This is a genomic window from Paenalkalicoccus suaedae (assembly GCF_006965545.2).
GTDB lineage: Bacteria > Bacillota > Bacilli > Bacillales > Salisediminibacteriaceae > Paenalkalicoccus > Paenalkalicoccus suaedae.
The window spans coordinates 2,877,425-2,903,733 of record NZ_CP041372.2; the positions used below are offsets into that span (position 1 = coordinate 2,877,425).

Genomic DNA, 26,309 nt, shown 5'->3' on the forward strand with positions numbered 1-26,309 from the left:
AGTCCTTTCTATCTTTACCGATCAGATGCTGCTGGTTTGCGGTGAATCTCTTCTGACTCCTGCTTCTTCTCGAGTCGATTCCAGAAGAAAGCAACAGCGATCGTGAGTAGAATCGCGGTGACGACTCTCACTAAAAGAAGAGGCCAGAGCGGTATTCCGAGCGGTGCAAAAATTAACGTATCCTCAATAACGGCGTGACAGGCAACAAGAAAGATAAACACGAGGTATAAATCCTTCTTTGAGACGCCGTCCTCTTTCACCGCTTGAATCATCACGCCTGCTCCATAAGCGAGTCCGAATAGGAGCCCTGATGCAAGAGTTGTGGATGTATTTGGCTTAATGCCTAAAAGCTTCGTCAGTGGCGTCATCCAACGCGAGAAAATAGGCAACCAATTCATATCTTTCATGACTTGGATGAATAGCATGATCGGAATGACGATCGCAGCAAGCTGCAGCACGCCTAGGAATGCTGTCTGAACAGCATGCAGGATAAGGGGCGAAAACCCCTCGATCTCCTGCGGTGCACCCATGGAAATAAATCCGTAGCTTGCTGGCTCACTCCCTCCCTGCCAAACGAGGTGAATCACCCAGGCAGAGAAGAATGCGAGACCTAGCCTTACTGCTAATACGACGGATATTCTTAAGCCTACCTGCTTTGCGACTGCCGACTCGACAAATAAATTGTGTGAGAAGGAAAGCATAATCGCTAAAATAAATACTTCCTTCACAGCTAAGTCCATCGTGAGCATCGCGCCGATTGCGGCGTATAAATTCAAGACGTTACCTAGGACAAGCACAAGTGCCGCTTCCCCAGGCAATCCGATAAACCGCATCAAAGGCTCAAGCGATGCAACAAGCATATCCATGATCACCGTTTGACTCAAAATCGTCACAATGATCGTGATCGGGAAAATGATCTTACCGAGCTTCCAAGACGTTTGTAAACCTGCAAGCAACCCGTTCTTTAACGTGCGCATTGCTACGCCTTCTTCTTGTTTGTTTTTGGCTTAGGCTCATCGTCTAAATATCGTTTGTTCGCAAGCCCCATTTTCCGACGATAGATAAGGAAGAAAATTCCGCCGACGATCAAGATCACAGAGAGAACCTGTGCTGTTCGCAGGAATCCAAAGACTAGTAAGTAATCCGTACGAATACCTTCGATCACAAATCGTCCAATCGAATAGTAAATTAGGTACGAGAGGAATATTTCACCTTGTCGTAAGTTAACGCGACGTAAATAGAGAAGCAATGCTACCCCAAGTAGATTCCAGATCGATTCGTATAGGAACGTTGGATGGTAGTATGCACCATCAATAAACATTTGGTTAATAATAAATTCTGGAAGGAATAGCCCTTCTAAGAAAGATCGTGACACTTCTCCCCCATATACCTCTTGGTTCATGAAGTTACCCCAGCGTCCAATTGCCTGACCTAGCAGGATACTTGGCGCTGTAATGTCGGCAAGCTTCCAAAAGGAAACGCCACGTTTTTTTGCAAAAATAAAGGCCGTTAAGAACGAACCAATTAACGCCCCGTGAATCGCAATTCCACCCTCCCAAATGTAGAGGACACTGATCGGATTATCGGCAAATTGATCCCATCTAAAAATGACATAGTAAAGTCGAGCTCCGACAATCGCTGCCGGTAGCGCGTATAGTAATAGATCTGCAAGCATATCGTCGGGCAACCCGCGACGCTTCATCTCACGGTTAGCGAGAAGATATCCAAGAAATGCTCCGAACCCGATTAATAAGCCGTACCAATATACTGTTATTGGTCCAAGCTCGAATGCAACTGGATTTAGTGGCTGAATAGCGAGTGTATACATTGTTTCACCTCATTCGTCATAGTAACTATTAATCGCTGTCCTCAATCACGCTTGTTAGGCGCTCGGAGAACTGCTCTGCTGCATTGATACCCATGCGCTTCAAGCGGAAGTTCATCGCTGCCACTTCAATAATAACGGCAAGGTTACGTCCTGGACGTACTGGTACCGTAATCTTTGGTAGCTTTGTATCAAAAATCTCCACAGCGTCTTCGTCGAGTCCAAGACGATCATACTGCTTCTTCTGATCCCACGTCTCAAGGTCAATCGCAAGACCGATTCGCTTCTCATTTCGCACAGACCCTGCACCAAATAACGTCATCACGTTAATGATACCTAGTCCACGAATTTCTAAAAGGTGCTGAATCAGTTCTGGCGCTTGTCCAACAAGCGTTCCTTCCTGCTCTTGACGGATTTCTACGGAATCATCCGCTACAAGACGATGCCCACGACGCACTAAGTCTAGCGCTGTCTCCGATTTACCAACACCGCTTGAGCCTGTGATCAGTACCCCAATCCCATAAATATCAATTAAAACACCGTGCATAGCCGTCATCGGCGCGAGCTTGCTTTCTAAAAACGTCGTCACGCGTGAGCTTAGACGTGTTGTCGATACGTCGCCAGAAAATACAGGAACACCTACAGAGTTAGCGGCTTCCTTTAATTCCGGTGGAGCCTCCATGCCACGTGCAAGAATAATTGCAGGTGTGTCATACGTACATAGTCGCTCCATGCGGTCGCGCTTATCTTCATCCGTAAGTTGTTCGAAGAACGTCATTTCTGTTTTTCCGAGTAGCTGAATACGTTTAGCTGGATAGTATGTAAAGAATCCGGCCATTTCCATACCTGGTCGCGAGATATCGCTTACGGTGATGGGTCTGTAAGTGACCGATTCTTCGTCATTTAGTAAAGTAAGTTTGAGTTCTTTCATTAAATCTTTGGATGTTACATCTGCCATAGTTGAGTCCTCCTAAAGTGCTTTTTACATTACGTCTATTCTAGCATAATGAGAGGAAAAAGGTTGGGAAGTTTGACTAGATGCTTAAATGCTAACTAGTTAGTTCAAGTGCAAATGCTTTAGCTCTTCGAGCTTCAATTGCTGAAGTACTAATTAGTTTAGTTCAAGTTAAACCCCCTTATCTCTTCGAGCTAATTTGATTAAGTGCTAACTAGTTAGTTCAAGTGCAAGTGCTTCAGCTCTTCGAGCCTCAATTGCTTAAGTGCCTAACAGTTTAAATCTGCTCTCCGAGCTGTCAGCCCTCCAGACACTCTACGACATCCATAGGGCCGGTCTTTGAGCTTCCTCGTCAGCAGGAGTCGACTGCCGTCTCCTCCTATTCACTTCCTGTGGGATCTCAAAGACCTCTTTCCCCTATGGATTGTCTCCGAATGTCCTCCGGGTCTGCCACCTCTGCGTTTGATTAAAAGGGTCAAAAGAGAAGAAGTTTTTGTTAGTTGAAAGGGTCTGTTCTTATGGATTTGTGAATCAAGATAAGTGGCTTTTTAGTAACTTGAAGATTTATGAACCGTAGACGAGATTTATGTACCATGAGCAACGTCTGCAAGTAATACTTTTAAAACTCTTTCGAAGCTAGGCAATGAAATTCCGACTTGTATAACTTATAAAACGAGAACTTCTCGTATAAACTTTGCTATCCTCTGGTCCTCCGAAGCGAAGGCTAGCGTCTCCTAGTGGAGCACTTCCACGCACCGAAAATCCTTTCAGCCGCCCCTAGACGGATGAAATAGTCGAGGAAGCCCCTAAGGAAAGCGCCAGCTTAGAGTGCAGGAGAACCGGAGTAATTGCACTTGAGATTAATATGATTTTGGTTTTAACCAACCATTAGCTTTTTCTTAGCCCTTTCACTCTAAAAGCTCAAGAGGAGGCAGACTCGGAGAATGCCCGGAGACAATTAGCAGGATAAGGCTTGCGATGAGACCACGCAGAAGGGCGTTTAGGATGAGACGATAGTCGACTCCTGCCCGACGAGTAGGCTCAGCGTAAGACCCTGCTAATGTCGAAGGGCGTTCGGAGAGCTGACTCCTCTTACCCCCAATCATAAAGGGAAGCTGTATAAAACTAGTTGGCACTTCAGCAAATAGCTCGAAGAGCTATCGTTCACTCTTTAGCAATCAAAAAAGAACGACCCCGAAAGGTCGCTCTACACACTTATTTTGTTAGTGGATCTACAATCGCACGCTGCAGAATTGCATTCAAGATAGCAAAGATCAGCGCTACTACTATCGACATAAAGAGTCCGTCAATATTAAAGGCATTGCCCATGACTGCCTGCACGATCAGAAGCGTAATTCCGTTAATAACGAATAGGAATAAGCCTAAAGATAAAATAGTGATTGGCAGTGTCAAAATGACAAGAATCGGTTTCACGATAATGTTTACGACCGCTAGAATTAGTGCTGCAACGATCGCTGCTCCAAAGCCGGAAAATTCGACGCTTTGGAAGATGCCTGCGATACCGAATAGGATGACTGCGTTGACTAAGATTTGAATTAAGAATCTCATACGCTAGTGCCTCCTTTTTCATCGGGCATGACGAAGACTGCGCAAATATACAGTAAGACCATTGTACCGAACGATGGAATTAATAGGAGTAACCCAATTAAACGAAGCAGGGTTGCGTCTATTCCGAAATAATTTGCTAGTCCGCCGAATACGCCGGCAAGTTTGCGATCTGATTGTGATCTATAAAGCTTCTTTTTGTCCATGTCGTCACCTCAAGGTTAGATTAGCTGTTTTTTACATTCACAGAGCCAGTTGCTGCCTCTGCCTCGATGTAAAAGTGGCCGTCTCCCTCTTTATTTGCAATAAAGGTCAAGCGTTTGTTCGCAAACTCTTTTTTCTCCTCGATGACACTCATTGTTGGAAGGTGGCAGTTGATGGAGCCTACTGTTGATTTTAGCTCGCCCTCCGTTTTAGCGTTGTTTGGAACGTACACGTGGATGCTACCAGTCGTCGTTTTCACATACGCTTTTGATTGAGATGGCTCGGATAGATGGTAGTAGATGCTACCGTTTACCGATTCCGCGTCAATATTTCCGCGTGCTGCTTCAACACGAACCGTGCCGTTCATCGTTTTAAGGGAGCCGTCGACAGCGTTCAAGCGACCAAGGTCGATGGTACCGTTGACTGTTTCAATTGCAACTTCCTTTGCGTCGATTCGAGAAAAGTTTACTTTGCCGTTTACTGCTTTTAGAGAGAATACGTGTACTGGGATTTCTTCCCCTGATATTTTACCGTTAAACGTATATAGCTTTATTTTTTCTAAATCATCCGTTGGGAAATAGATGACTGTATTGACTTTCATTGTTTTTTTGCGAGATTCTAGACGGAGTTTACCGTTAGAAAAACTGAACTGTGCGTCTCGTAAGAACTCGCGTCGTGCCTCTTCTGCAGAGCGGACGCGGTATACTTGCACATCACATTCAATGCGAATATCCTTTTCATTCCAAGGACGAAGCTCAATCGATCCGTTCTCGATATGAATATCCGCTTCTTTTAAAAAGACATCCTTGTGTTGGAAAACGTGCTGAACCTGCTGCGCGGAGCCAAAGTTAAAGTCTAGATCAAGCTCTTTAATTTTGTTTACAGCGTCGTCAACGAATTCCGAGAACTTCGATGCAAAGCCGGACATTTTTTCTTCTGACTGCTTGTAGCCTGTGTCCGTGCGACGGTCTACGTCTACGTGTTGCGAAACCTCGTGGGAGTGTGTCGTTGTCGTAGATGATGCAGAGCTTGCACTCTCTGTTTTTTTGTCTGCTTCTTTTTCGCCCAAAGCCGTGAGTAATTTAATGCCTTCCTCAGCGGAAATGGTTCCATCCTCGATCATTTTAAGTATCATACGACGTTCTTCTTGCACGATAAATCGCCTCCTAAAATTGCCTTATCAGCATTGTATACTATCATCTCGACGTTTGTCGTCCGCCTCAGGTCGTATTCCATCTAAGACCTGTTGCACCAGTGTCTATGTGTATTACGTGCTTATGAAGTTGATGGTTTCACCCAACTCTTATCTATACCCCTTTTAGGTACAGAAAATGCCGTAGCAAGCTACGACATTTTGTAAGAATTATGAACCCGTGCGTTCTTTCATGCGTGCGTCCATGCGCTCGCGTTCACGCTCTAAAATTGGTTTTAAGAACTGACCTGTATAAGAACCTTCGACCTCTACAACTTGCTCTGGAGTTCCAGTAGCAACGATTTGACCACCTTTGTCGCCACCCTCAGGACCAAGATCAATAATGTGGTCGACCGTTTTGATGACATCGAGGTTATGCTCAATGACGAGAACCGTATCGCCATTTTCAACTAAACGCTGAAGAACTTTTAGTAACCGATCAATGTCATGTACGTGAAGTCCCGTCGTTGGCTCATCTAAAATATAGAACGTTTTACCGTTTGAGCGTCGGTGAAGCTGACTAGCAAGTTTGACACGCTGCGCTTCCCCTCCGGAGAGCGTTGTTGCTGGCTGACCGAGCGTCATATAGCCAAGTCCAACGTCGACGAGCGTTTGGATTTTACGCTTAATGCGTGGAATATTCTCGAAGAAAACAACTGCTTCTTCAATCGTCATTTCTAATACGTCTGCGATGTTTTTGCCCTTATAGCGAACTTCTAGTGTCTCGCGATTATATCGCTTTCCGTGACACTGCTCACACGGAACGTACACATCGGGGAGGAAATGCATTTCAATCTTGATGATCCCATCCCCACGACACGCTTCGCAACGTCCGCCTTTGACGTTAAAGCTAAAGCGCCCTTTTTTATAGCCGCGTACCTTCGCTTCGTTTGTCATAGCAAACACATCGCGAATATCATCAAATACACCTGTGTATGTCGCAGGATTCGAACGAGGCGTTCGACCAATTGGAGACTGATCAATATCGACGACCTTCTCTAAATGTTCCACACCCTCAATCGAGCGCACTTTACCAGGCTTTGTTTTAGCCGTTGTAAGCTGTTGAGCTAAATAACGATACAAAATATCGTTGATAAGCGTACTCTTACCAGAGCCCGACACACCCGTGATGGCAACAAACATCCCGAGTGGAATCTTTGTGCTTGTATTTTGCAGGTTGTTTTCCTTTGCTCCCGCAATCTTAATGAAGCGTCCGTCCTGCTTGCGGCGTTCAGCCGGCAGTGGAATAAATTTTTCGCCCGACAAATAGCTACCAGTAAGAGAGTTTTTATCATTCATAACCTCCTCTGGTGTGCCGGTAGCACAAATCTCTCCGCCGTGAACACCAGCCCCAGGTCCAATATCAATCAAGTGATCGGCAGCGAGCATCGTGTCCTCATCATGCTCCACGACAATGAGCGTATTACCGAGATCGCGCATACGCTCAAGCGTGCGGATGAGACGCTCGTTATCGCGCTGATGCAGACCAATGGATGGCTCATCGAGAATGTAGAGAACGCCCATGAGTGACGATCCGATTTGCGTTGCTAAACGAATACGCTGCGCTTCCCCACCGGATAGCGTTCCAGCAGCGCGCGAGAGCGTTAGATAATCAAGACCGACGTTAATGAGGAAACCAAGGCGCTCTTCGATCTCACGCAAAATAAGTCGCGCGATTTTACGATCCTTCTCTGAAAGCTCCAGACCATCAAAGAACTCTCTCGCATCCTTAATGGACTTCTCTGTTGCTTGGCCAATATGAAGTCCGTTCACTTTTACAGCTAAGGACTCCTCCGTTAAGCGATAGCCGTCACATTTCGGACACGGCGTTTCCGTCATATACTGCTCCATTTGCTCGCGAATATAATCGGAGCCCGTCTCACGGTATCTACGAGAAATGTTCGTAAGCACTCCTTCAAAGTGCATATACTTTTCACGAATTCTACCAAACTCATTCTCGTAACGGAAGTGGATCTTTTCTTTCTTTGAGCCTTTCATGAGTAAGGTGAGATCCTTTTTAGGCAGATCCTTAATCGGTACGTCCATATCAATACCAAAGTGATCACAAACACTCTTTAATAGGGATGGATAGTACTGCGAGCTCGTAGGCTTCCAAGGTGCAATAGCATCCTCACGAAGCGTTAAGCTCATATCAGGAATCACTAGCTCTTGGTCCACTTCAAGCTTGTGCCCAAGTCCATCACAGCTTGAGCAAGCTCCAAATGGGCTATTAAATGAAAACATACGTGGCTCAAGCTCTCCGATCGAAAATCCACACTGTGGACATGCATGCTGCTGACTAAACAAGAGTTCTTCCTCGCCAATCACGTCAACAATAACTTGTCCTTCCGCGAAGTTTAACGCGGTTTCTAACGAATCAGCAAGACGCGATTCAACGTCCGGCTTGATCACGACGCGATCGATGATGACCTCGATGCTGTGCTTTTTATTTTTGTCGAGCTCGATCTCATCGGCTGCCTCGTGCATCTCGCCGTTAACGCGCATACGTACGTACCCTTGCTTTTTAATGTCCTCAAAGACCTTCGCGTGCGTCCCTTTTCGGCCAGAAACAACGGGAGCTAAGATCTGCATTTTGGTGCGCTCGGGATATTCCATGAGACGATCCACCATCTGTTGCACGGTTTGAGAAGAAATTTCGATGCCATGATTTGGACAAATCGGCTTCCCAACACGCGCAAATAATAGTCGAAGGTAATCGTAAATCTCCGTAACTGTCCCAACTGTAGATCGTGGGTTTTTACTTGTCGTTTTTTGGTCAATGGAGATCGCGGGAGATAGTCCCTCAATGGAGTCTACGTCTGGCTTGTCCATTTGTCCGAGGAACTGTCTCGCATAGGCGGAGAGTGACTCCACGTAGCGACGCTGTCCTTCGGCATAAATCGTATCAAATGCGAGTGACGACTTCCCTGACCCAGATAAGCCCGTCATAACGACGAGCTTATTGCGAGGGATCGTGACATCTATGTTTTTTAGATTATGGGAGCGCGCTCCTTTAATCTCTAAATTATCTAACGCCATAATAGGATCATCCTTCCGCTTTCAGTTCTATCACGATATCTCGAAGCTCTGCGGCACGCTCAAAGTCAAGCGCCTTCGCGGCCTCTTTCATTTCGGCTTCCATTCGTTCAATGACCTTCACGCGCTCCTTCTTACTGAGCTTTTGCTTAGGAGCTTTTTCAAGCGCCTCGTACGCTTCCCCATCTTCGGCTGCTTTTGTTGCCTGAATGATTTCGGGGATCGCTTTTTGAATCGTTGCTGGCGTGATGCCATGCTTATCGTTGTGCTCTTTTTGCATAATGCGTCGTCGTTTTGTTTCGTCGATCGCGATTTCCATCGATTTCGTCATCTTATCTGCGTACATAATAACGTGACCGTTTTCGTTACGCGCGGCACGTCCCATCGTCTGGATGAGGGACCTTTCTGATCGTAAAAAGCCCTCTTTATCGGCGTCTAAGATAGCTACTAGCGAAACCTCTGGAATGTCTAATCCTTCTCGTAAGAGGTTGATTCCCACTAACACGTCAAACTGACCTTGTCGTAGCTCGCGAATAATTTGAATCCGCTCTAATGTTTTAATATCGGAGTGGAGGTATTTTACCTTAATTCCGATCTCTTTAAAGTAGTCGGTTAAATCCTCTGACATTTTTTTGGTCAATGTCGTGACAAGCACGCGTTCCCCACGCTCTTTACGCAAGCGAATTTCTTCGATAAGATCATCGATCTGTCCTTGGATTGGACGTACATCAACCGTCGGATCAAGTAGTCCAGTTGGACGAATAATCTGCTCGACCATTTTCGGACAGTGATCCATTTCATACGGTCCTGGTGTGGCAGAAACAAAAACGATCTGATTAATATGTTTTTCAAATTCTTCAAATTGTAGTGGTCGGTTATCCTTTGCGGATGGTAGTCGGAATCCGTGGTCGACTAGCACCCCTTTTCTAGCCTGGTCCCCGTTATACATTCCGCGAATCTGTGGTAAAGTCACGTGCGACTCATCGACGATAATAAGGGAATCCTTCGGGAAATAATCAATCAAGGTATACGGCGTCGCACCTGGCTCTCGGAATGTGAGGTGCCTCGAGTAGTTCTCGATTCCCGAGCAGTAGCCGAGCTCTTCCATCATCTCTAGATCATAGCGTGTACGTTGCTCTAACCGTTGCGCCTCAAGAAGCTTGCCTTTTTCGTGCATGTCTTTAAGCTGGATATCTAGCTCTGCTTCAATATTTTTCATCGCGCGCTTTAGCTTTTCCTCGCGCGTAACGAAGTGGGATGCTGGGAAGATCGCAACGTGCTCGCGCTCGCCAAGGATCTCACCTGTTAAGGCGTCTACTTCTGTAATCCGATCAATTTCATCACCGAAAAACTCCACGCGAACGCAGTGCTCATCCCGTGAGGCTGGGAAGATTTCGACAACATCGCCTCTTACCCGAAACGTTCCGCGCGTAAAGTTAATATCATTGCGCTCATATTGAACGTCAACTAATTGTCTAAGTAGAGAGTTACGTTCGCGTTCCATGCCTGTGCGGAGAGAAACAACGAGTTCGCTATAGTCCTCTGGCGAACCAAGACCGTAAATACAGGACACACTCGCAACGATAATGACATCATCGCGTTCGAACAGCGAACTTGTTGCTGAGTGACGTAGCTTATCGATCTCGTCGTTAATGCTTGCGTCCTTTTCGATAAAGGTATCAGACGACGGAATATACGCCTCTGGCTGATAGTAATCGTAGTAACTGACGAAGTACTCGACGCGATTCTCTGGGAAAAACTCTTTAAACTCACTGTAAAGCTGACCTGCGAGTGTTTTATTATGTGCAATAATCAGCGTTGGTTTATTAACGCGCTGAATCACATTCGACATCGTAAACGTCTTACCAGTACCCGTTGCTCCAAGCAACGTTTGAAATTTATCTCCTCGTTCAATCCCCGAAACTAGCTCCTCAATCGCCTGTGGCTGGTCACCGGACGGTTGGTACGCGGACTGCAACTTAAACGGAACGTGTGCAATAGCCAAGGAACATCTTCCTTTCCATGTTGATCTCATATTAGCTTCGGCATTTCTGCCATATATCATAACGCTTTGTATGTAAAAAGCAACTATTCTTCCTCGTACCCTGTTTTAATCATCTCTCAACATTATATCATGAGAAAATATAATTTGCGAACATATGATCTAGTTAATGGATAGCTTATTAATTTACTTCCTAGCTCTCTGAGCTAGATTGATGAAGTGCTAACTAGTTTAGTGCCTAGCTCTTCGAGCTAAGATGCTTAAGTACTAACTAGTTTAAATCTGCTCTCCGAGCTGTCAGCCCTCCGGACACTCTACGACATCCATAGGGCCGGTCTTTGAGCTTCCTCGTCGGCAGGACTCGACTGTCGTCTCCTCCTAAACGCCTCCTGTGGGATCTCAAAAACCTCTTTTCCCTATGGATTGTCTCCGAATGTCCTCCGGGTCTGCCATCTCTGCGTTTGATTTAAAAAGGGCAAAAGAAAAGAGCCTTCCTCTTTGTAGGAGTGCCCTTCTTTTTGGATATATGGTTTTAGATAAGTCGCTCTATGGCAATGGAGATTTTTTATGTACCGTATTTGAAATAAATGTACCGAACTCAAGTTTTATGTACCGTATAAAAAATCTATGTACCATACACAAAAGAAATGTACCATGAGCAAGAGACGCTCTTAAACTACCATAAAGAAGCTCAAGAGGAGGCAGACTCGGAGAATGCTCGGAGACAATTAGCAGGAATAGGCTCAGATTCAGACCCTGCTAATGTCGTAGAGCGTTCGCAGAGCTGACTCGTCTTACAATATGTACATAGCAAGACTGCAAGAAACTAGTTAGCTCTTTAGCAATTAAAGCTCGAAGAGCTACAAAACTAATTGGCGCTTAAGCAATATAGTAATTAAAAAGCACCTCCTCCGCTTGTTCATGGAGGGGTGCTTTTTGTTAGTCTGACTTGCCTTTTTTGAATTCTTCGTAGAAGGAGCTTAGGCCTGCTGCTTGTCCATATGGGAGGCCTTTTTCGTGGGCGTCCTTTTGTTTATTCGAATCTGCCTCAGGTTTTGCTTCTTCCTTTTGGCTATCTTCTGCTGGAGCGGACTCTTCTTGCGTAGAGTTTGATTCGCTGTCAGCTGAAGAAACTTCTTCTATGCGTTTAGGCTCAGGCTTTGTGTCTTCTAATAGCTTCGTATCAGAATCAGATCCCTCAATTAAAAGAGTTTCTTCATTTGCTTCTATACGTTCATTGTCAGACTGATTTTCTTCTTTTGCTACTGACGAGTCCGTTTCTAATGCTGTGTTGGAGGTTGGTTCTTCCAACGTAGTTGCTGCTTCCGCTTCCTCTGCTACTTGTTGAGATTTGTCAGCGGGAGAGTTTTGGTGCTCTGTTGTTACATCGTTTTGGCTCGTACTCTCTAGAGGCTCCGGTTGTGTGGTTGTACCCGTAGAAAGCTCGGTACGGTCTTTATGAACCACGACGGAGGAGCGTAGTCCTCGGAGCGAGAGGTTGCCGGCTTCGTCGTCAGGGACGAAGAGGCAGCCGAGCTGATAGTGTGCGCCTTGATGGACGCTGGATTGCGCGAAGCGGATTTGTCCGTCGGTGCCTAGGATCTCGAGTTTGACGAAGGCGGAATTGAGCTGGAGCGCCTCATAGAGCTCACGCTGGGTGGCGACTGGTGCACCGTTGGCTTTGAGCACGATGTCTCCTACCTCGAGATTGGATTTGTCGGCGATGGAATGCGGGATGATGCCAACGATGACGAGTCCTTGCTCGCGTGTGTTAAAGATGCTAGTGTGCTGGCTTTCGCGTCTAGCGAATTGGACGTAAGTGAATAAGCGTCCCACTAAAAGAATGGCTGCTGTCGCAAACAAAAAGATGCTTGAGACGACGGATAGGGCTGCTGTTGCGATCACAAGCACAGCGATTAATAGCTGTCTGCGCGCTAATGTTTTGACGCCTGCTTTCGGTAGCTCGGATGAGATTGGGACTTGTATGCCTAACACAAATGGGAAGAGCACGAGTCCGAATGTGATGCTTGTGCCGATCGCGAGCGCTGGCCAGTACCCTGCATTTGCAATGTCTCCTACTGGGAAAAGCAAGAGGACGGGTAGGAACCAGATTCGTTGTGCAACTTGCTGTCCGACCATTTTGCCGCGACGGCTTTTGACGATGCGCGGTGATGGTGACGTTGCGCCGTCGATGAGCAGAAGGAATACCTCTGTCACAAATAATAGGACGACAAAATAGGTTAAGTGTGCTAAATCCATTGCTGCGAGCTGCGCTAACCATGCGTCAACGATTGCGATGTCTGTGCCTCCGTTTGGGAGGAATGGCGTGATTAAGATTGCTACGGCACCTGTGATGGTGACGCTATAAAAGGCTGCGTTCCGGAACGCGAACTGGATCAGCCAGATGAGTGTGAATAATGGCGCGATCGCAAACGGTAGTTGAATGCCGGCAAGGATCACAATAGTGGACACGATGAGCGCCGCGAGTAGTCCTTTCGGGACGGGCGATAAGACGCCACTGATGACATCTACTGCGCGTGTATGAAAATCTCGTCGTTCTATCTTCACTCGTTTTATATGTAAAAGGAAAGCTGCCAAGATAAATATGTATGTAAGGGGATGGATAAACAATCGTCCTATTGCTCGTAGTACTTCTAATGCGATAACCTCCAACAGAATCCCTCCTAATCGTAATGTCCTTCCTTTCATTGTAAATGAAATACGGGAAAAAGGAAGCGGTTTTTGTACAAGCAGGAATAAAGTATGTGGTGGAGTGTGATTTGGTGGTGGTTTTGCGCTCTTGGGTTCTTTAGTTGATGCACGCATTTACGTGCTTTATGCGCGAAGAGCTATGCTATAACGAGCTTTAGCTGTGCTTTTTCGCGCTAGTTTGTGTGTTAATGATGATGTTGATGTTTACTGGTTGTTGGGATTGGGTGGAGTTATGTTCTGTGATTGGGAAATATGTGCCTTGTTCTGGAGTTATGTTCTCTATTTTGATTTTATGTTCCGCATTTGAATGTTATGGATTTCGTGCTCTGGTTCAGCCTAGTTATGTTCCTCGTCCCGGATTTATGTTCCGCATTCTGATTTTATGTTCCGCATTTGAATATTATGGACTTCGTGCTCTGGTTCAGCTTAGTTATGTTCCTCGTCCCGGATTTATGTTCCCTATTCTGTTTTTATGTTCCCCATTTGAGAGTTATGGACTTTGTGCTCTGGTTCAGCCTTGTTATGTTCCTCGTCTCAGATTTATGTTCTCTATTTTGATTTTATGTTCCGCATTTGAATATTATGGATTTCGTGCTCTGGTTCAGCCTAGTTATGTTCCTCGTCCCGGATTTATGTTCCGCATTCTAATTTTATGTTCCGCATTTGAGAGTTATGGACTTCATGCTTAGCTCAAGCCAAGTTATGTTCCTCGTATGGAAGTTAAGTTCCTTCCCCAGCACTAACTAAAAAAAGGCTCCTTCCCCTGCTTGTTTGCAAGAGTCGGAGCCTTTTTTTCCTCAAACGGATTAAGATTGATCAAGGATTGTTTGGATTGCTTCTTGGCGTTGCAGGTCGTTTGCTTCGTCTTGCACTGCTTCTAAGAGGCGTTCCTGTAGCTTCTCGGCTGTCTCGGCATCGAGCTCGCCGTTTGCCGTGATGCCTTCTTGCTCTTGGAAGGAGCGGACTGCGGCTTCCGTCTCTTCGTCGAAGTAGCCGTCGTCGCGTCCTGGGTCAAAGCCTACACCTTCAAGCATAAGCTGCGCTTGGCGAATGCGATCATCATTCATATCAAGCGTGAGCGCGCCCTCGATTTCAATTGGTGATACATAGAAAAATTCGGGCTGATCCACTTCAATAGTTGGCTCTACGCCTACTTCATTAATATCGTTGCCGTCAGAAGTTAACCAGCGGAATAGCGTCAGTTTGAGCTGACTGCCGTCACCTAGCTGAAGCGTCTGCTGCACGGTACCTTTGCCGAAGGTCGTGTTACCAACGACATCGTAGTCGCCAGCTTCAATGAGTGCTGCTGCTAAAATTTCTGAAGCAGACGCACTTCCTTCGTCAATTAAGCCGACAATAGGATAATCCTTTGGCTCTTCCAATGTGGAGATATGACGCATGCGCTCTCCATCACGATCTTCAATTTGCACAACTGGCTCGCCGCCAGGAATAATTAAGTTACCAATATCCTCAACGCTCTGGAGGAAACCACCTGGATTTCCGCGAACATCGAGAATTAATCCATCGATACCTTGTTCTTCTAATTCAGCAAGCTCTTCTTCAAAGCGCGCTGCTGTATTTTCTGAAAAAGAACGAAGCTCTAGAATTCCAATATTTTTGCCGTCCTGCTCCACGATATCACCGTAAACAGTCTCGATTGGAATCTCGTCGCGCACGACGTCAATGGATAATAGCTCACTCGCCCCTGGTCGATCAATCGTTAGAGTAACAGTCGTGCCCTTCTCACCGCGAATTTTAAGAACTGCTTCGTAAAGAGATAGCCCTTCTATATCTTCGCCATCGATCTCAAGGACCTGGTCGTTCGGTCGAAGTCCAGCCTGCTCAGCAGGTGAATCTCGGAACGGCGCTACGATGGTCACGCGGTTGTCTGTCATGCTTACCTCTGCTCCGATCCCCTCAAATGAGGACTCAAGTGAGCTCATGAATTCCTCTGCGGTAGAGGGATCCATGTAAACGGAATAAGGATCTTCTAATGTTTCGAGCATGCCTGAAATAGCACCCTCGATTAATGTTTGATCGTCTACGTCATTGACGTAAGAATCTTGAATCGTGCGGAAGGTTTGTTCGATTTTATCGAAAGTCACTTCCGATGACACATCTTCATTTGTTGACTGGTCCTCAGCTGATGGCTCCTGGTCACCCTGGACCGCTACTTGATCTACTGGTTGCTGCGCCGTTTCGTTATCCTGGAATAACGTCATCGCGGCAAACATCCCACCGGCTCCAAGCAATACTGCTAGTAACACGAGCACTGGCAGGAAGATGTTATTTTTCATCTGACCACCTCATTTAATCTCCCCCACTGTTAAGACTACTCTTATCATAACAAACTTCCCCTAATGTAGGAAAGTAACTACGGTTTTTCCGTATATCCTCTCCATCATAGCATCTCTAAAGCTTTAGAAAATATGAATAATTGTTGAAAATAGTGGGAGGAGTTTAGATAGGTGTTTTTTCTTTGTAGAAGGAATGGTTACTTGTTCACGCGATTACCCCTGACTTTCACGCAATCAGACTTTTAACTTGCGCATTTATCCCTTCAACTTGCGCGGTTTTTTTGTACTTACGCAGTTTGACCTCTTTCTCGCGCGGTTCACCATGATTTTCGCGCGGTTGTGCCTGCAACTTGCGCGGTTCGATCCTCAACTTGCGCGGTTTTTTTGTACTTACGCAGTTCGACCTCTTTCTTGCGCGATTCACCCTGACTTTCGCGCGGTTGGACTTTCAACTTACGCATTTACCCCTTCAACTTGCGCGGTTTTTTTGTACTTACGCAGTTTGACCTCTTTCTCGCGCGGTTCATCATGATTTTCGCGCGGTTGCGCCTTCAACTTGCGCAGTTCGACCCTCAACTTGCGCGATTTTTTTTGTACTTACGCAGTTCGACCTCTTTCTCGCGCGATCCACCCTGATTTTCGCGCAGTTGCGCCTTCAACTTGCGCAGTCGATGCTCCCTTTCCATCGGCACCAATTATTTAAATTGATTAACTACTAACAAATCCAATAACCTACTTGAACAAACTGCTAGCCAACCAAACCTCCCCCTCAATAAGCCTTAGCTACATTTACAACACAATTGCTATATGCTAATAAACACTTAGCATTATTTTCCCAAACAATAAAAAACAGAAGCGCATCCTATACGCTTCTGCCTAATCATTATGGTAAATATCTTGCTGGGTTAACAGCTGATGAGCTACCACTATATCCACCTGGATGTACTTCGAAGTGCAAGTGTACGCCAGTTGATACGCCGGTTGTACCCATTGTTGCGATTACTTGTCCGCGGCTAACTCGCTGTCCAACAGATACGTTGGAGGATGCTAAGTGAGCATATAAGGTAGTAATCGTTTGGCCATTTACGTTATGAGTCACCATAAGTGTGTTCCCGTAACCATTCATGTATCCAGAGTAACTAACTGTACCAGCCTCAGCTGAGTAAATATTTAATCCACCATCTGCACCGTAATCAATTCCTCGGTGTGGTCGAACCGTACCATGGACTGGGTGTAAACGATTCATATCATACGGAGACGTAATACGTCCATCTGATGGTCGTGCTAATGTAGTTGATGAAGACGGCGCAGATGCTGCAGATTCAGCTGAACTGCTGCCCGATGAGCTTGATGAACTAGAAGAACTCGATGAACCAGACGACGAGCTTTGCTCGCTTGCTCGCTGCGATGCCGCTCGTTCTTCAGCCGCGCGCTCTTCCGCTGCGCGTTGCTCATCAGCCTGACGTTGTGCTTCGGCTTCGCGAGCACGGCGTTCCTCTTCTTCACGCTGACGACGCTCTTCCTCTAATCGACGTTGCTCTTCTTCCCAAGCAGCTAATTCACTCTTCGCTGCTTGTTCTTGTGCTGCTAAGAGTTGTTGTTCTTCGTCTAAAGTTAGTAGATAATCTTCGAGGTCAACCCCCTGTGCTTCCAACTCTCCTAACAAGCTATCTTTAGAAGAAAGCTCTGATTGTAACTGCGCTTGTAAGTTTTCTAAATCTTCACGCTGTGATTCTAAATCAGCTAACTGTGATTCTAGATCTGCTGTCGCATTTTCTAACGCTTCCATATCAGCTACGTGCTCATCTAGGATGGCACGGTCTTGAGAAGCAATGTTGTTTAAAGCGGAGATACGGTTTAGTAAGTCTCCAAAGCTTTCCGCTCCAAGAATAACTTCTAGGTAGCTAATTGCTCCCCCACTTTGGTGCATCGAGCGAACGCGGTCCTTTAAAAGAGCATCGCGCTCTGCAATTCGTTCCTCTAAAATAACGATCTCGTCGCGTAGTTCTTCTACGCGAGTATTGGTTTCATCAATTTCTTGCTCCTTGTCAGCAATGTTTTGTGATGTTGTAGCCATTTGCTGATCAAGCTCTTGGATTTCAGCTTGGACAACGGATACTTCACGTTGCACTTCTCCAAGCTCACTTTCTGTTTGACTCGATTGACGATTTGTCTCTTCTTGTTGCTGTTGAAATTGTTGAATTCTGTTCTCTAGTTCTTGTCCCGTATTGGCTGATGCTGTAAGCGCACCTGCTGGCAGTAACGTTGCCAGTAGCACCACTGCAAGAATTGACACCATTATTCGACGAAGCACATGGAACCCCCCTCAATTTTTTCTCATTTCCCGGGAAATAAGATTCATAGACTGCGATTTTTGTTACAACTAAGCTACTTATACTTGCAAGAATTTACGAACGCTCATAATACTTCCCCATACTCCAACGATCGCACCAATGCCGATTAACAATATTCCTGTTTGAAACACGAGTGGATACGCTGGCAGAAATTCGAAGAAATCGAGATTCGCGCTTTGACCAACTGTTTCATAAAATTGTCTGTAGCCGTACGATAGCAAGGCTATTGGAATCAGTGATCCGATAACCCCTAGCATGAGTCCCTCTACAAAGAACGGCCATCTAATAAAACCGTTCGTTGCTCCAACTAGCTTCATGATCTGTATTTCCGTTTTCCTTGCCACAATCGTTAATTTGATCGTATTGGCAATTAAAAAGATTGCTGTAAATAATAGTCCAACAATAAGCACCGCACCGATAATTCGTACAAGGTCTGTTGCCGCAAACAACCGGTCTAACAGGTCGTTTGCAATACTAACGTCTTCGATGCTTGCTAAGGACTCAATTTCTGTCGCTAAAAATTCTGTTTGCGCTGGATCGATCGCATGCACAACAAATTCGTCATTTAATGGATTTTCGTCCCGTAAATTAACGAATGAGCCCCCCTGATCTCCAAGACTCTCAATGATAGATTCAAGTCCCTCTTCTTTAGGAATAAATAGAACAGATTCTGTCCGAGGCAATGCTGCGATCTCCGCCTCTAGCGTGTCGATTTGCTCCTGCTCAGCCGCGCGATCAATAAACACGCGAATTTGCACATCATCCTCTAAGCTTGATGCAAAGCTATTGATGTTCATGATGATAAGGAGGAACGTTCCGACGACTAGTAGCATGATCGTAACCGCGCTTAATGACGCAAATGTCATCCAGCCGTTACGAAATAAATTCTTTGATCCTTCTTTTATGTGACGGTTGAGTGTTCTAGCTTTCATAGCCATACCCTCCCCGAACTTCGTCTCGGGAAATGCGACCGCCATCGATTGCAATAACTCGCTTACGCATATTGTTGACGATGTCACGATTGTGCGTGGCCATCACGACTGTTGTACCACGCTCATTGATCTCTTCAAGAATATGCATAATCTCCCACGATGTATCTGGATCAAGGTTACCCGTAGGCTCATCAGCAATAAGAACGCTAGGATTATTTACGATTGCCCGCGCAATAGCAACACGCTGCTGTTCTCCACCTGATAGCTCATGTGGCATAAAGCGTGCTTTATTTTTGAGGCGAACGATATCTAGCACATTCATTACTCGCTTTTTAATATTCGCGCTTTTCTCTTCGATTACCTCTAACGCAAACGCAACATTCTCGTAAACTGTTAATGAAGGTAATAGCTTAAAGTCTTGGAAAACGACTCCGATCTTACGGCGTAAGTATGGAATATTTTTTTCCTTCATCGTCGCAAGCTTCGTCCCATCAATCGTAATGATACCGCGAGTTGGTTTTTCTTCGCGATACATCATTTTGATAAAGGTTGATTTACCCGCGCCGCTTGTCCCCACCACGTAAACAAACTCTCCCTTTTTTATATATATAGAGATCCCGTTTATCGCCATGACACCGTTTGGATACGTCTTCCAAACATCTTGCATTTCGATCAAACTAATCACTTCCTAGATTCATTGTCCCATCTTTGCTTAAGAAAATAGAGCCACAGCAAAGAATTGTGTCAATATTTGTCGAACAAAATGCCATTCCTAGGTCTTCCTTTTCGTCCGCCATGACATTATATCACGTAACGAGTCGAAAAGAATCGATTTTAAATTTACAATTATGTTTCAAATGTGTATCAAGAAGAAAGCCTTGCAACGCTTGAGCCAAGAGGTGATTTGGGATTAAATTCGAGGAAAATATAGGTCGGTTTGTGTCAGTTCGTATACTTGTAATAGCTATAAACCTTCTTTAACAACAAAAAAAGCACCATCCAAAAGGACAGCACTTCTCTCTATTAAGTATTATTGCTCAGATACCCAAGCTGCAACATCCTCAGCGTCAGATCCTGTAACTAGGTCTGCTGGCATGCCACCAGGACCATTTTGAATTGCTGCTAAAACAGCGTCAAAGTCGTAGCCTTCTAAAGCTGGACCAGCTCCACCTTCAAGCTCGCCACCGTGACAAGATGCACAGTTACCGACATAAAGTTCTTCGCCGTTAGCAAGATCATACTCGCCGCCTTCGTTAGCTGCCTCATTGTTCATGTTCTCTTCCATGTTAGCACCATTGTTGTTCATCCCGTCGTTTGCTGGATCATTAGCGGGTGCGTTGTTGTCGCCGCCTCCACACGCTGCTAATAATAGCGAGCTTGCAAACACGATTCCGATTACCTTTTTCATGTAATTCCCTCCTAGTACGATGAATTGGTTGGCAGGATTTTCAAACTACCTACTTCATTATAACCGATTTACTTCGCTTTGAAACCTTCTCCGAGCACCTCTGATGTGTCACTTACGATCACAAATGCATGCGGGTCAATGGTTTGTACTAATTGTTTCAATTTTGTGACCTCATTTCTCCCCACGACGCACATCAACACTGGCTGGTCATGATTTGTATAGCCGCCGAAGCCTGCAAGCTTCGTCACTCCTCGATCCACCTTCGTAAGCAGCCCCTGCTTTACCTCCTCCTCATACTTGGAGATAATGATGACCATCTTCGAATACCCAAAGCCAACTTGAACAATATCAATCGTTTTACCGGTTGTGAAAAGCGCGATGAGCGCATATAGCGCGAATTCAAGTCCAAATATAAATGCAGAAGATACAACGACAAGTCCATCAATAACAAAGACGCAGGCACCTAATGATAATCCGGCATATTTGTTAATAATCTGCGCGGCAAGGTCTGTTCCTCCTGTTGAAGAATTCGAGCGGAAGACAAATCCAAGTCCAACACCAACGCCCACTCCACCAACAATCGCCGCCAACAGCGGATCCGTCGTAGCCGGCGGCACATCTCGTGTGACATAGACGATAAATGGAAGAAACAATGTCCCTGCAAGGGTCTTCGACCCATAAAGGATACTACCCCTCAAGCTACCACCGAGTAGTAAGATACCAGCTACAAATAAAGGAATATTAAAGGCCCACTGCGTAAAGGCTGGCTCAAATCCGAACAAGGTAACAAACAAGGTAGAAATACCGGAGACACCGCCGGATGCAATCTGGTTGGGAAGTAAAAACGTATTAAAAACAAGGGCAACGATCGCAGACCCTGCTAAAACTGTTATAAAATCTAGAAGGACGCGACGAACTGGTGTATGTACCTCCGCTTTGTTCCTTCTTCTAGCTTGCTTTTTCATCCAAGTGCTCCTTTCTCTATGTAAAAATATGATAAAATCCTTCGATAGTATAGCACTGGACGAAAGGAGTGTAAACACGATTCAAGTAACGCTTTACTACGTAAACGTGTGTAGGAAAGGCGTTTGTTTGTGCTTCTTCGACTTTCGTTCGCTCGTCTCGCTTTCCTTTGCGCGTCCTGCCCCCTTGTTTGTTCCTCCTTCTGCCCTCTTTGCGCCTGCTGGCACTTCATTCACTCTTTCCCTTTCATTCAAAATCTCCGTTAATAAGTTCCACTTATCTGTGAAATTTGCACAACACCCTCTATTTTTTGCACAAACCCTTTTCATTTTGTCACCACTATCGATTAATTTGTCACCAAACCTCCGCTATTTTGTACAACCCTCTAAATCTATCTACAGCACCAATTCTCACTAGAAGTACCGTTCACTAAATCACCTCCCTATCAAAATAGAAAGAAGGTAGTTTACATTGTTACCGTAACCGCAGGTGAGCGCACTTGATCTTTACCGTGAACTTGACCTTGAACTTGACCTTGATCTTAAAAAACTCTCTACCAATAAAGGAAGTTGGTCAAGTTTACTACCATAACCGCAGGTGTCCCGTAGCGACAGTTGCGTACTAACAGTGGTAGCCCTTTCGCGCAGCGAAAATCCTTTCTAGCGGCCATTTGTTTGGCCGCTAGAAAAGCCCGCCAAGCCACCACCGTTAGTTGCAACTGGCGCGCAGGGACACCGGAGGTGACCGCACTTGACCTTGAGCTTGAACTTGATCTTAAACTCAACCTCCAAAAAACACAAAAAACGCCGTAGCTACAAACACCACGACGCCCCAAAAACCTCTATTTAATTAACCTGCGAACGCAAGAACGCATCCACAAACGGATTCAAATCCCCGTCCATCACTGCCTGCGTGTTCCCAGTTTCCACATTCGTACGATGATCCTTTACCATATTATATGGATGGAACACGTACGAACGGATTTGGCTACCCCAGCTAATATCCGACTGCTCGCCACGAATTTCTTCTGCTTCCTCGCGCTGACGATCCATCTCCTGCTGGAAAAGCTTCGCCTTCAGCATCTTCATCGCCTGCTCGCGGTTTTTAATCTGCGAGCGCTCGGCCTGACAGCTTACCACTGTATTCGTTGGTACGTGTGTGATACGAACAGCCGAGTCGGTCGTGTTAATGTGCTGTCCGCCCGCTCCACTTGCGCGGTACGTATCAATTCGTAAATCCTCTGTAGAAACCGTGATCTCAATATTTTCGTCAAGCTCCGGCATGACATCACAGGATACGAAAGACGTATGACGGCGACCTGACGAGTCAAACGGCGAAATACGTACGAGACGGTGTACTCCTTTTTCTGCCTTCATATAGCCGTAAGCATTATGCCCGGATAGCTTTAACGTCACACTCTTTACGCCAGCCTCGTCACCTGGTAGATAATCAAGTGTCTCTACCTTAAAGCCACGCTGCTCAGCAAAGCGCGTATACATACGTAGCAGCATCGACGCCCAGTCCTGCGACTCAGTTCCGCCCGCGCCTGGATGCAATTCTAAAATAGCATTATTCGGATCATACGGACCACTTAACAGTAGCTGAAGCTCAAACTTATCGAGCTCTTCACGTACGCCCTTTAAGCCACTTACAAGCTCCTCTAACAGATCATCATCGGCCTCTTCTTTCACAAGCTCATAGGATACATCTAAATCCGCATGCCTTGTTTCTAAACTGCGATACGTATCGACGACTGCCTTCAGCCCATTATTCTCATTAATCACTTTTTGCGCATTCTCTTGGTCGTTCCAAAATGACGGATCCGCCATGCGATCCTCTAGCTCGGCGATGCGTGTCTCCTTTTCCTCTAAGTCAAAGAGACCCCCTAAACTCATCTAACAACGTAGAGATTTTTTCGAGCTCTTGTCTAATTTCTGCCATTTCCATGCTTCATCATCCTTTTTATGAAAATAAAATAGAGTTGCTCACACAAGAGGCTGTCCTTGAGGGAATCACTCCACTCTCGGCCAGCCTTGTGTATACCTCGGTTATTCCTGTGTACCGTGGCAATTTTTATATTTTTTACCTGATCCACACGGACATGGATCATTGCGGCCTACTGTCTCACCTTTTACAACCGGCTGGCGCTTTTGCTCAGGCTGACGCTGTGCATCCTGCGCACTTCGGTGGATTGCTTTACCTTCTGCAACCTGTTGGCGCTGTAAGTTAGACTGTACTTGCGCCTTCATCATATAGCGGGAAACTTCTTCTTCGATCGTGGCAATCATCGACTCAAACATTTCGAAGCCTTCGAACTTGTACTCACGAAGTGGATCATTTTGTGCATATGCACGTAAGTGAATACCTTGGCGTAGTTGCTCCATTTGGTCAATGTGGCTCATCCAGCGCTGGTCCACTGTACGTAATAGGATCACGCGCTCAAACTCACGCATTTGCTCAGACGAGATAAGTGCTTCACGAGCATCATAGTCTTCTTTCATCTTATCGATGATAAGCTCCTGCATTTCCTCAGGCTCTTGTCCATTTACATCTGATAACTCAATCTTCGACTCTGCTAATACCGTATTGTTAACGGCATCCACTAAGCCTTGTAAATTCCAGTCCTCAGGCACCTCGTCCGCTGGCGTATACGCCGCAATAAGACGCTCTACTGTAGACTCGAGCATACGCTCTACGACTGGACGCAGATTCTCTGAGTCAAGTACTTCGTTACGCTGCTCGTAAATAACGTCACGTTGCTCACGCATAACATCGTCATACTGCAAGAGTTGCTTACGCGCATCAAAGTTATTACCTTCGACTCGCTTCTGAGATTGCTCTACAGCCTTCGTGATAATCTTACTCTCGATTGGCTGATCCTCTTCCATCCCTAATCGCTCCATCATTTTACTCATATTTTCTGAGCCAAAACGACGCATTAATGTGTCTTCTAGCGAGAGGAAAAATAGGGAAGTACCTGGGTCACCTTGACGACCAGAACGTCCACGGAGCTGATTGTCGATACGACGTGATTCGTGGCGCTCGGTACCGAGTACAAATAGTCCACCAAGCTCTTTGACACCTTCGCCAAGCTTGATATCCGTACCACGACCGGCCATGTTTGTCGCAATCGTAACAGCTTTTTTCTGTCCCGCATTTTGAATGATCTCTGCCTCACGCGCGTGGTTCTTCGCGTTTAAGACGTTGTGTGGCACACGACGCTTTTTAAGGAGAGCTGCGATAAGCTCCGACGTATCTACGTTTACCGTACCAACAAGTACAGGCTGCTCACTCTTATACAGCTCTTCGATTTTATCAACAATCGCTTCGTACTTACCCTTCATGGACTTATACACTAAGTCAGGGCGATCCTCACGCATAATCGGCGCGTTTGTCGGCACAGAATATACGTTCATGTTGTAAATGTTACGGAATTCCTCTTCCTCTGTCTTCGCTGTACCAGTCATCCCGGCAAGCTTTGCATACATACGGAAGTAGTTCTGGAACGTAATCGACGCAAGCGTCATACTTTCCTTTTTAATCTCCAGACCTTCTTTCGCTTCAATAGCCTGGTGAAGACCATCGCTGTAACGACGTCCCTTCATTAAACGACCGGTAAACTGGTCAATGATCGCAACATCGCCTTCATCTACGACATAGTCTTCATCGCGGATCATGACTTTATGCGCCTTTAACGCCTGATTAATATGGTGATTTAATTGCACATGCTCCGAGTCGAAAAGGTTGTCGATGTTAAAGATGCGCTCTGCTTTGCTCACGCCATCTTCAGTAATGTTAACCGTCTTCGTCTTTTCGTCATACGTAAAATCGACGTCCTCTTTAAGCAGTTTAACGAAGTTATTCGCCGTTGAATAAAGCTCAGATTGACGCTGTGATGCTCCAGAAATGATAAGCGGTGTACGCGCCTCATCAATTAAAATGGAGTCAACTTCATCGACGATTGCATAATGCAGGTCACGCTGCGCCATTTGGCTCTTATACGTCACCATGTTGTCACGCAAGTAGTCAAAGCCGAATTCGTTATTCGTTCCGTACGTAATGTCAGCATGATACGCTTCACGCTTTTGATCCTTCGACATACCAGCGACGTTTAAGCCAACTGTCATACCGAGGAAGTTATATAGCTTGCCCATTTCTTCCGAGTCACGACGAGCAAGATATTCGTTCACTGTAACGACGTGAACGCCTTTCCCAGTTAACGCGTTTAAATAAACAGGTAGGGTTGCAACAAGTGTTTTACCTTCCCCTGTCTTCATTTCCGAAATATCGCCGCGGTGTAAGACAATACCACCGATGATCTGTACGCGGAAATGTGTCATTCCAAGCACACGTGTTGATGCTTCACGTACGACGGCAAATGCCTCTGGCAATAAGTCATCAAGAGATTCTCCGTCCTGATAACGCTGTTTAAACTCATCCGTTTTCGCTTTTAACTGATCGTCACTTAGCTGCTTCATGTCATCCGCTAACGCTTCGATCTCGTCCACTAATTTATCCATTTTCTTCAGATGGCGTGCATCTGAATCTCCAATGACCTTTTTTAACATTCCTAACATTGGACATTGCTCCCTTATTTCTTAATTTCAGTCCGTTCACACGAAATGATGTCTTCCTGTAAGACGCTACCTTCCATTTTATCAGTTTGACCAATTGCTTACAAGATAGACCGTTGGAGTTTGAGGATGTGCCATATTCTAAGTTCCGTTTAGTTTCTAGTTCAAAATCAAATACAAGTTCAAGTTCTAGTTCAAAATCAAAGGCAGCTCTTCGAGCTTTATTGATGAAGAGCTACTTTTTTGTTTCGTTCATGAGAAAACTTTGTTAACGGATCTGAGATTAGGA

The 26,309-nt window shown here is 45.7% G+C and carries 17 protein-coding genes; all 17 read right to left on the bottom strand.

The window, feature by feature from the left end; genetic code table 11:
- Positions 1-14: 14 nt before the first annotated feature.
- The gene (locus FLK61_RS15390) at positions 15-977 is read right to left on the bottom strand and encodes a nucleoside recognition domain-containing protein (RefSeq protein WP_176010251.1); all 963 of its coding nucleotides are present in this window, start codon (positions 975-977) and stop codon (positions 15-17) included.
- 2 nt (positions 978-979) lie between these two features.
- On the bottom strand, positions 980-1,828 hold the full coding sequence (gene lgt, locus FLK61_RS15395; protein ID WP_176010252.1) for a prolipoprotein diacylglyceryl transferase: 849 nt from the start codon (positions 1,826-1,828) through the stop codon (positions 980-982).
- Positions 1,829-1,856: 28 nt separating this feature from the next.
- Positions 1,857-2,783 carry an HPr(Ser) kinase/phosphatase gene (gene hprK, locus FLK61_RS15400; RefSeq protein ID WP_176010253.1) on the bottom strand — a complete coding sequence of 309 codons (927 nt, stop codon included), beginning with the start codon at positions 2,781-2,783 and terminating at the stop codon, positions 1,857-1,859.
- Positions 2,784-3,995: 1,212 nt separating this feature from the next.
- Positions 3,996-4,349: a phage holin family protein gene (locus FLK61_RS15405; RefSeq protein ID WP_176010254.1), complete on the bottom strand. Its 354-nt coding sequence runs from the start codon at positions 4,347-4,349 to the stop codon at positions 3,996-3,998.
- Positions 4,346-4,552: a PspC domain-containing protein gene (locus FLK61_RS15410; RefSeq protein WP_176010255.1), complete on the bottom strand. Its 207-nt coding sequence runs from the start codon at positions 4,550-4,552 to the stop codon at positions 4,346-4,348. Before FLK61_RS15410 ends, FLK61_RS15405 begins: the two co-directional genes overlap by 4 nt.
- 20 nt (positions 4,553-4,572) lie before the next feature.
- Entirely contained in the window at positions 4,573-5,703 is a 1,131-nt protein-coding gene (locus FLK61_RS15415) for a DUF4097 family beta strand repeat-containing protein (RefSeq protein ID WP_176010256.1), read from the bottom strand.
- 210 nt (positions 5,704-5,913) lie between these two features.
- A complete protein-coding gene (gene uvrA, locus FLK61_RS15420) occupies positions 5,914-8,781 on the bottom strand; it encodes an excinuclease ABC subunit UvrA (RefSeq protein WP_176010257.1) in 2,868 nt (955 codons plus the stop codon).
- Positions 8,782-8,788: 7 nt separating this feature from the next.
- Entirely contained in the window at positions 8,789-10,783 is a 1,995-nt protein-coding gene (uvrB, locus tag FLK61_RS15425; RefSeq protein WP_283811859.1) for an excinuclease ABC subunit UvrB, read from the bottom strand.
- Between the two features lie 936 nt (positions 10,784-11,719).
- The gene (locus FLK61_RS15430; protein ID WP_176010259.1) at positions 11,720-13,453 is read right to left on the bottom strand and encodes a PDZ domain-containing protein; all 1,734 of its coding nucleotides are present in this window, start codon (positions 13,451-13,453) and stop codon (positions 11,720-11,722) included.
- An 845-nt stretch (positions 13,454-14,298) separates the two neighbouring features.
- On the bottom strand, positions 14,299-15,789 hold the full coding sequence (locus FLK61_RS15435; RefSeq protein ID WP_176010260.1) for a S41 family peptidase: 1,491 nt from the start codon (positions 15,787-15,789) through the stop codon (positions 14,299-14,301).
- A gap of 883 nt (positions 15,790-16,672) precedes the next feature.
- On the bottom strand, positions 16,673-18,103 hold the full coding sequence (locus FLK61_RS15440; RefSeq protein WP_249777612.1) for a murein hydrolase activator EnvC family protein: 1,431 nt from the start codon (positions 18,101-18,103) through the stop codon (positions 16,673-16,675).
- Between the two features lie 78 nt (positions 18,104-18,181).
- Positions 18,182-19,075: a permease-like cell division protein FtsX gene (ftsX, locus tag FLK61_RS15445; protein ID WP_176010261.1), complete on the bottom strand. Its 894-nt coding sequence runs from the start codon at positions 19,073-19,075 to the stop codon at positions 18,182-18,184.
- Complete coding sequence (gene ftsE / locus FLK61_RS15450) at positions 19,065-19,751, bottom strand: cell division ATP-binding protein FtsE (RefSeq protein WP_176010262.1); 687 nt, start codon at positions 19,749-19,751, stop codon at positions 19,065-19,067. Before ftsE ends, ftsX begins: the two co-directional genes overlap by 11 nt.
- A 354-nt stretch (positions 19,752-20,105) precedes the next feature.
- On the bottom strand, positions 20,106-20,483 hold the full coding sequence (locus FLK61_RS15455) for a c-type cytochrome (protein ID WP_176010263.1): 378 nt from the start codon (positions 20,481-20,483) through the stop codon (positions 20,106-20,108).
- A gap of 68 nt (positions 20,484-20,551) precedes the next feature.
- On the bottom strand, positions 20,552-21,448 hold the full coding sequence (locus tag FLK61_RS15460) for a YitT family protein (protein ID WP_176010264.1): 897 nt from the start codon (positions 21,446-21,448) through the stop codon (positions 20,552-20,554).
- An 843-nt stretch (positions 21,449-22,291) separates the two neighbouring features.
- Positions 22,292-23,393 (bottom strand): peptide chain release factor 2 gene (prfB, locus tag FLK61_RS15465; protein ID WP_176010265.1). Its coding sequence is split into 2 segments (ribosomal slippage): positions 22,292-23,320 and positions 23,322-23,393, totalling 1,101 coding nucleotides; the frame shifts between segments, so codons are not numbered across the junction.
- A 101-nt stretch (positions 23,394-23,494) separates the two neighbouring features.
- Positions 23,495-26,023, bottom strand: a complete 2,529-nt coding sequence (gene secA / locus FLK61_RS15470) for a preprotein translocase subunit SecA (RefSeq protein ID WP_176010266.1) — start codon at positions 26,021-26,023, stop codon at positions 23,495-23,497.
- Positions 26,024-26,309 lie beyond the last annotated feature (286 nt).

Coding starts and splice junctions, on each gene's coding strand:
- FLK61_RS15390 (WP_176010251.1), bottom strand. CDS start 977: ATGCGCACGTTAAAGAACGGGTTGCTTGCAGGTTTACAAACGTCTTGG.
- lgt (WP_176010252.1), bottom strand. CDS start 1,828: ATGTATACACTCGCTATTCAGCCACTAAATCCAGTTGCATTCGAGCTT.
- hprK (WP_176010253.1), bottom strand. CDS start 2,783: ATGGCAGATGTAACATCCAAAGATTTAATGAAAGAACTCAAACTTACT.
- FLK61_RS15405 (WP_176010254.1), bottom strand. CDS start 4,349: ATGAGATTCTTAATTCAAATCTTAGTCAACGCAGTCATCCTATTCGGT.
- FLK61_RS15410 (WP_176010255.1), bottom strand. CDS start 4,552: ATGGACAAAAAGAAGCTTTATAGATCACAATCAGATCGCAAACTTGCC.
- uvrA (WP_176010257.1), bottom strand. CDS start 8,781: ATGGCGTTAGATAATTTAGAGATTAAAGGAGCGCGCTCCCATAATCTA.
- FLK61_RS15435 (WP_176010260.1), bottom strand. CDS start 15,789: ATGAAAAATAACATCTTCCTGCCAGTGCTCGTGTTACTAGCAGTATTG.
- ftsX (WP_176010261.1), bottom strand. CDS start 19,075: ATGAAAGCTAGAACACTCAACCGTCACATAAAAGAAGGATCAAAGAAT.
- FLK61_RS15455 (WP_176010263.1), bottom strand. CDS start 20,483: ATGAAAAAGGTAATCGGAATCGTGTTTGCAAGCTCGCTATTATTAGCA.
- FLK61_RS15460 (WP_176010264.1), bottom strand. CDS start 21,448: ATGAAAAAGCAAGCTAGAAGAAGGAACAAAGCGGAGGTACATACACCA.
- secA (WP_176010266.1), bottom strand. CDS start 26,023: ATGTTAGGAATGTTAAAAAAGGTCATTGGAGATTCAGATGCACGCCAT.